This window comes from Marinomonas posidonica IVIA-Po-181 (genome assembly GCF_000214215.1).
Classification (GTDB): domain Bacteria; phylum Pseudomonadota; class Gammaproteobacteria; order Pseudomonadales; family Marinomonadaceae; genus Marinomonas; species Marinomonas posidonica.
Window position 1 is genome coordinate 1,775,912 of sequence record NC_015559.1, and the last position, 6,589, is coordinate 1,782,500.

7 protein-coding genes (1 of these 7 only partly in view) are annotated in these 6,589 nt (G+C 44.4%); 3 read left to right on the plus strand and 4 right to left on the minus strand.

Annotated elements, in window-relative coordinates; genetic code table 11:
- Window positions 1-5: 5 nt before the first annotated feature.
- The 4 genes from wrbA to MAR181_RS08355 form a co-directional block, all read right to left on the minus strand.
- Entirely contained in the window at window positions 6-608 is a 603-nt protein-coding gene (wrbA, locus tag MAR181_RS08340; RefSeq protein ID WP_013796157.1) for an NAD(P)H:quinone oxidoreductase, read from the minus strand.
- Window positions 605-949 carry an arsenate reductase (glutaredoxin) gene (gene arsC, locus MAR181_RS08345; RefSeq protein WP_013796158.1) on the minus strand — a complete coding sequence of 115 codons (345 nt, stop codon included), beginning with the start codon at window positions 947-949 and terminating at the stop codon, window positions 605-607. The genes wrbA and arsC overlap by 4 nt, the downstream gene beginning before the upstream one ends.
- Window positions 950-1,011: 62 nt before the next feature.
- Window positions 1,012-2,739 carry a proline--tRNA ligase gene (locus tag MAR181_RS08350; protein WP_013796159.1) on the minus strand — a complete coding sequence of 576 codons (1,728 nt, stop codon included), beginning with the start codon at window positions 2,737-2,739 and terminating at the stop codon, window positions 1,012-1,014.
- Window positions 2,740-2,774: 35 nt separating this feature from the next.
- Complete coding sequence (locus MAR181_RS08355; protein WP_013796160.1) at window positions 2,775-3,644, minus strand: SMP-30/gluconolactonase/LRE family protein; 870 nt, start codon at window positions 3,642-3,644, stop codon at window positions 2,775-2,777.
- Window positions 3,645-3,730: 86 nt separating this feature from the next.
- Here MAR181_RS08355 and MAR181_RS08360 point away from each other — a divergent pair, with 86 nt between their 5' ends.
- The 3 genes from MAR181_RS08360 to MAR181_RS08370 all read left to right on the plus strand — a co-directional run.
- Window positions 3,731-4,174, plus strand: coding sequence for an HIT domain-containing protein (locus MAR181_RS08360; RefSeq protein ID WP_013796161.1), 444 nt, complete (start codon window positions 3,731-3,733; stop codon window positions 4,172-4,174).
- Window positions 4,175-4,229: 55 nt separating this feature from the next.
- The gene (locus MAR181_RS08365; RefSeq protein ID WP_013796162.1) at window positions 4,230-5,891 is read left to right on the plus strand and encodes a DUF2786 domain-containing protein; all 1,662 of its coding nucleotides are present in this window, start codon (window positions 4,230-4,232) and stop codon (window positions 5,889-5,891) included.
- A 139-nt stretch (window positions 5,892-6,030) separates the two neighbouring features.
- Window positions 6,031-6,589, plus strand: the 5' end (the start) of a protein-coding gene (locus MAR181_RS08370) for a fumarate hydratase (protein ID WP_013796163.1). It continues 959 nt past the right edge of the window; only the first 559 of its 1,518 coding nucleotides appear in the window; its start codon is at window positions 6,031-6,033; the stop codon falls past the right edge of the window.

Consider the following 6,589-nt stretch of genomic DNA (forward strand, 5'->3'; position numbering starts at 1 on the left):
GGGCTTTATGAGTTCAGTTTTACAGCCATCTTAGCGATGCGCTCACCTTGCGCTTCACACAAGGCTTTTTCCTCGGTGGTGAGGTTGTTTTCTTGCGTGCTACTGGCTAGGTGACTTGCGCCGTATGGCGTGCCGCCACTGGTGGTGCTGATCAGCTCTTTATTTTTATAGGGAAGGCCAAGCCAAACCATGCCATGATGAATCAGCGGTGTCATCATACTGTGTAGACATTGTTCTTGACCGCCGTGCATGGTACTGGCGCTGGTAAAGCCACAAGCAGGTTTGTCGATTAATTGCCCTGTCATCCATAGGGTCGAAGTTTGATCAATAAAGTGCTTCAAGGGAGCGGCCATGCTGCCAAAATAGGACGGTGAGCCTAATGCTAAACCAGTACATTCGCTCAATTCGTCTAAAGTGCAGTAAGGTGCGCCTTCATCCGGTAGCGCAGGAGACGTTGCTTCTGCTGTGCTGGAAACATCAGGGACTTGGCGTATCTTGGCTTCTATCCCGGTGACTTTATTGACGCCACGGGCAATATGCTTAGCCATCTCGGCAATGGAGCCGTGTCGGCTATAGAAAAGTATTAAGATGTAGGGTGATGAGCTCATCCAAACAATTCCAAAACGTTTTCAGGTGGTCTGCCCAGCTTAGCTTGGTTGTTATGGACGACAATGGGGCGCTCGATAAGACTTGGGTTGTTTAACATAGCCTGAATGCGTTCTTCATCTGAACTGTCTTTGTTCAATCCAAGCTCTTTGTATGCCGTTTCTTTCGTGCGCATCAGTTCAATTGGTTGAATCTTCAGTTGAGCTATAAGCAGTTCAAGTTCTACCTTACTTAGAATGTCTTTTTGGTACAGTCGAATATCGGCCTGAATGCCGTTTTCTTCCAAAAGAGCTAAGGTTTGGCGGGACTTTGAACAGCGTGGGTTATGGTAGATGGTTGTCATGTTTGTATCGCTTAATCTGGTTTAAAGAAAAAACGCCATTCAGGAGAATGGCGTTTTGCGGTTTAGTTCTTTGCAGACAGTATAAAGTTGCATGCTTGGTCAATAGCAATGTCTTGGTTTTCACCTTGAATGCGGTTCTTGTATTCGAAGGTGTTGTTCGCCAATCCTTTGTCACCTACGACAAAGCGGTGCGGAATGCCTAATAGCTCACAATCAGCAAATTTAACACCAGGGCGCTCTTTGCGATCATCCAAAAGTACGTCCAAACCTTTTGCTGTCAAGTCTTGGTAAAGCGTTTCGCAAGCTTCGCGAACGGCCTCTGATTTATCGTAATTCATTGCAACGATGGCCACATCAAAAGGCGCGATGCTCTCAGGCCATAAAATGCCTTTGTCATCAAAATTTTGCTCGATAGCGGCGGCAACGATACGAGACACTCCAATACCGTAACATCCCATGTGCATGATTTGCGCTTTGCCATTTTCATCTAGAACGCTAGCATTTAGGGCTTGGGCATATTGTTGGCCAAGTTGGAAAATATGACCGACTTCGATACCGCGTTTAATGACAATGGAGCCTTGTCCATCAGGCGAAGGGTCGCCTTCGACAACGTTTCGCAAATCGGCTACTTCAAATTCTGGGCAATCTCGTTCCCAGTTAATGCCGGTAACATGGTAGTCGTCTTTGTTGGCACCGGCGCAAAAATCTGACATCACGGCAGCAGTTCGATCCGCGATAATACGAATGCCTTTTTCGGTCAGGCCTTGAGGTCCAATCGAGCCAGGGGCGCAGCCAATTTTGTTGATGATGTCGGCTTCACTTGCAAACTCAAAAGGCGAAACAATGCCATTGAGTTTTTCAACTTTTAATTCGTTGATATTGTGGTCGCCACGTAATACGAGAGCAACAATGGTTTCTGATTCATTTTCATCCATGCCTTTTACAAGCATGGTTTTAACGGTTTGAGTAACATCCAATTTTAGGTATTCTGCCACCTTTGGGATGGTCTTGCAGTCAGGAGTGAAGACTTCTTCTAAAGATTGTGTTGCTGTATCCGCGGTTTTTTTCAAGCAAATGGCTTCTGCCAGTTCAACGTTGGCGGCGAAGTCTGAGCTGTCGCTGAAGGCAATGTCATCTTCACCGGAATCGGCTAGTACGTGGAATTCATGTGAGAATGCGCCGCCTATACTGCCTGTGTCCGCTCGGACTGGGCGATAATCTAATCCAATTCGGTCAAATACATTGCAGTAAGCTTGATGCATTACATCATAGGTCTGTTGCAGTGATTCTGGATTTACGTGAAATGAATAGGCGTCTTTCATACTGAATTCACGAGAGCGCATTACGCCAAAACGAGGGCGTACTTCATCGCGGAACTTTGTTTGAATCTGGAAGAAGTTAATTGGCAGTTGTTTGTAGCTGGTTAATTCGTTACGCGCCAATTCGGTAATCACTTCCTCGTGAGTAGGGCCAACACAATAGTCTCGGTTATGGCGATCTGTTAAGCGCAACAGTTCAGGGCCATATTTCTGCCAACGACCAGATTCTTGCCAAAGTTCGGCTGGCTGGACGCTTGGCATGATAACCTCTAATGCACCTGCCTTCTGCATTTCATCTCGGACAATGCTTTCTACTTTGCGAAATACTTTTACGCCGGTTGGGAGCCAGGTATAAAGACCTTTTGAAATCTGGCGAATCATGCCAGCTCGCACCATAAGTTGATGGCTTGTTACAACCGCATCGGTTGGGGCGTCACGTAATGTGGAAAATAAATAGTTGCTAGCGCGCATAGTGTTATTGGTTCTTTAATTGATTTAAGTGACGGTTAGCCCGCAAAGCGAGGCTCAACCTGTCCTGTTACGGACGTTTCTAGTGCAAAAATACCGCCAGCCTGCGGAAATGTTTGCAGTTCTTTTTCTGTTTGTGCAGCGCGACAAGTGCTGACATACAAGGTGCTCATGTTTGGTCCGCCAAAGGCCACCATAGTCGGATAAGTTGCTGGAACCGGGTGTTCTTCCAGAATCTCACCTGCCGGACTTATTTTAACAACTCTTTGGCCTTGATATAAGGCCGACCAATAGTTTCCGTCAGTATCAACTGCAGCACCATCCGGTCGCCCGTTGCCATGAGGAAAGCGGATAAACTCGCGTTTGTTGGTCGCTTCACCTGTTTCAATGTTGTAATCAAACTGATATACCACATGATTTGGTGTGTCCGAGTAGTACATGATGCTTTGATCTGGAGAAAAGGCTAAACCATTTGATGTCCAAGCGGCTTGATCCAGTACTTTTTGTTGGCCATGACTAAATTGATGAAGTGCACCTTTGAAGGCATCTTTTGGGGAATACATGGTGCCAGCTAAAAAGCGTCCTTTTGCGTCACAGCGTCCATCATTAAAACGAGTCGTCTGCTGGTCGTAATCCGCTTGCCAGTATGGCTTGAGTTCTGCGTTTAAGTTGTCAAATGTGTAAACGCCAGAGCGAAATGCTGCAATGAATCCACCGTCTTCGGCTAAAGAAAAACAACCGATTTCTTCACTGAATTTACGATTGTTGAGGGTTTTCGAATGTGTGTCGTAGGCGTATAGTACGAAGGAATCTATGTCGACAAAATACAGAGTTTGTGTGCGTTCATCCCAACGTGGGCATTCTGCTAATTTTGCTTGTGCGTCCACAGCACATTGCATATCCGTCATGGAAGCTCCGAGGTCACTGAGTGTTTTTAAAAATAGGGTGCTATAGTGCTTATGAATGAGTTTTTTGTAAATAGGAATGTGTAAAGATGTTTCAGTTAGATCCGGTGTTGCGCCGTGATTCCATATTGGTGGGTAGTCTATCATTGTGTGAGTTACGTTTAATTAATGATGCTCAGTTTCCTTGGTTTATTTTGGTGCCAAGACGTAACAATATTACTGAAATTTATCAATTGCTTGATGAGGATAGACAGCAGTTAATGGCAGAAAGTTGCCTGTTGGCGGAAACGTTACACGATGCTTTTACCGCAACTAAGCTAAATGTTGCCGCTTTGGGAAACCAAGTGTCGCAACTGCATCTTCATCATGTGGTGCGTTATGACACAGATGCGTGTTGGCCAGGGCCAATATGGGGAAAATTTGCAGCAGTTCCCTATACTGATAAGAAGTTGGCTGAAATTTTGCAAAAGGTACAAGTATTACTAAGTGATGATTTGCAGTTGCCTGGTGATGATGTGGATTTGTATTATTAAGCGATCGTTTTTGATTTATCTTTGATTTGACTAAGCCCATTTGGAAGCCTGTTTTATGAGCACGCGCAGAAGAAAGAAGGCCATACAGAAAGTGGTTAAACTACTGAATCTTGCTACCTCTAGTAATTTAAGTGAGTCTAATCTGGCGTTACGCCATGCTGAGTCTTTGATTCGGCAATATGCTATTGCGCAGCGAGAGCTGCCAATATTGCAGCTGTGTGATCGATCTATGCTTTATAAAGTGAGTTGGGGTAATAGTGCGCCAAGGTTTGTGAAAGAGACTTCTCAAAGAGGAACACCGACCGATTCGGTTTATCAGCGTCGTTTTAGTGAAAAGACCTCATCAGACCCTAGTCGAGCATACGAGTCCGTCAGAACCATTTTAGATGATATGGAAGAAATGGACGTAGGTTCTCATGAAGATCATCAGCCTAGTGCAAAAGAAGGCGACCGCAGGGAGTTTGAATCTGATCACCAGTCTATGGTGGTTGATCCGGCTTCAAGTGCTGATGCTCACATTTTAGATGATCAGGATATGGATGATATGGCTGCTGAAAATATTGTTGATGATGTCGAAAGTTCTAGCGATCGGGTTGATGCAGAGAGTGCTTCATCAATGAATGGGTTTACCGATAATGTAATTGATGCGGCTCAGGCGTTTCGCCCAGCGCATGCCGATTTCGGTGAGGCGCTTAAAACACAATATTCGACCAGTGACCCAAGCGTGCCTTTTTCAGAAGACGACTATTGGTCTAGTGTGTATGAGAAATTAGCTGATTTTGATGAAGCAAAGGTTCAGTCTGAAATTGAGGATTTAGACACTCAGTTGTCTTTGGCTCAGGAAAATCTCCAGTTAAAGAAGCAGAAGCGTCATGAGCACGAGCAGGAAGAGGTGCTTGAACGTGCTGAAAGGGCTCGAATTGAGCGGAGTTTTGAAGAGGCCATTGAGCGTGCTTTCCAAGCCAGAGCCAAATCCTATGAGGCGTGGGAGGCAAGTTGTAATAATATTCGTATGGATCGACTAAGGGATGAGCAAGAAGCGATTCAAGGTTATGAGTCCGTTAGTCAGGCCCTAGAAAAGAATAAGGATGCCTTTCAGCAGCATTTGCAAAGAAAAGAAGATTATCGTGCCGCTAAAATTATGCATGAATTGCGTCGACAGTTAATGTTGTCTGTATCGACTGGCGATGATGCAAGTGCATCTTATGACAGAGTAATTGAGATCATGGAAGAAAATAGCCTGTCACTTAAGGATCTTGAATTCTCTGATATTAAGAATAAGAGTTTGTTTATTCGCTTGCTAGAGCGCGAATCGGCACTTATTTCAGATGTTCAAGAGCGAGAAGGTTACACAGAAGAGATGTTGGATAAATTCTTAACATCAAATTACAGTAAAAAAGAGTCAAAAGTGTCTGAAAATCCAGTTCAGCAGATTCAGCGTTTGTTAGTGGTGGCAAGTGAAGGCGGTCAATTTGAGACTCAGAAGAGCTTGGAGCAAGTGCTTTATTTGATGGAGTCAAATGATATCGGTGTTCGAGATATCGGTTATCAGTTCATCAAAAAATATTCCGTATTCATTCGTTTAATTAACTGGGAGGCAGAACAGATCGTGTCCTTGCCTGAGAGAGAGAAGTTCACTGCGAAAATTTTGGAAGAGTATATTCAGCATTCTGTGCAAAAACCAAGCTCGGCCAAAGAGCATAAAATAAACCAGTAATCATTTCCGAATAGCCTCTTATTTGTGTCAATAATAAGAGGCATATCTTTCTAAAATCTTTTATAAAGCTTTCTTTGCTGCTCCGCATCTTTTAACATTTCGATTTTGATTCATTCATAATACTCGGCAGGAGAGAAGCATGAGCATTATTAAAGAAGATGATCTGATCGATAGCGTTGCAGACGCATTACAGTTTATCTCTTACTACCATCCGTTAGATTTTGTTAATGCAGTTCATCAAGCATACGAACGTGAGGAGAGTCAGGCGGCAAAAGATGCGATGGCGCAGATCTTGATTAACTCTCGTATGTGTGCGGAAGGTAAGCGTCCAATGTGTCAGGATACTGGCATTGTCACGGTTTTTGTGAAAGTTGGCATGAACGTGCAGTGGGAAAGCACAAAAAGTGTGACTGAGATGATAAATGAAGGTGTTCGTCGCGCCTACTTGCATCCTGATAATGTTTTGCGTGCTTCGATTTTAGCGGATCCAGCTGGTGCGCGTAAAAACACTAAAGATAACACGCCTGCTGTTATTCATATGGAAATTGTGCCTGGCGATAAGGTTGACGTTCATGTGGCTGCTAAAGGTGGTGGTTCTGAAAATAAATCCAAATTGGCCATGTTGAATCCATCGGATGATATTGTTGAGTGGGTTAAGAAAACCGTTCCGACAATGGGGGCGGGTTGGTGTCCACCGG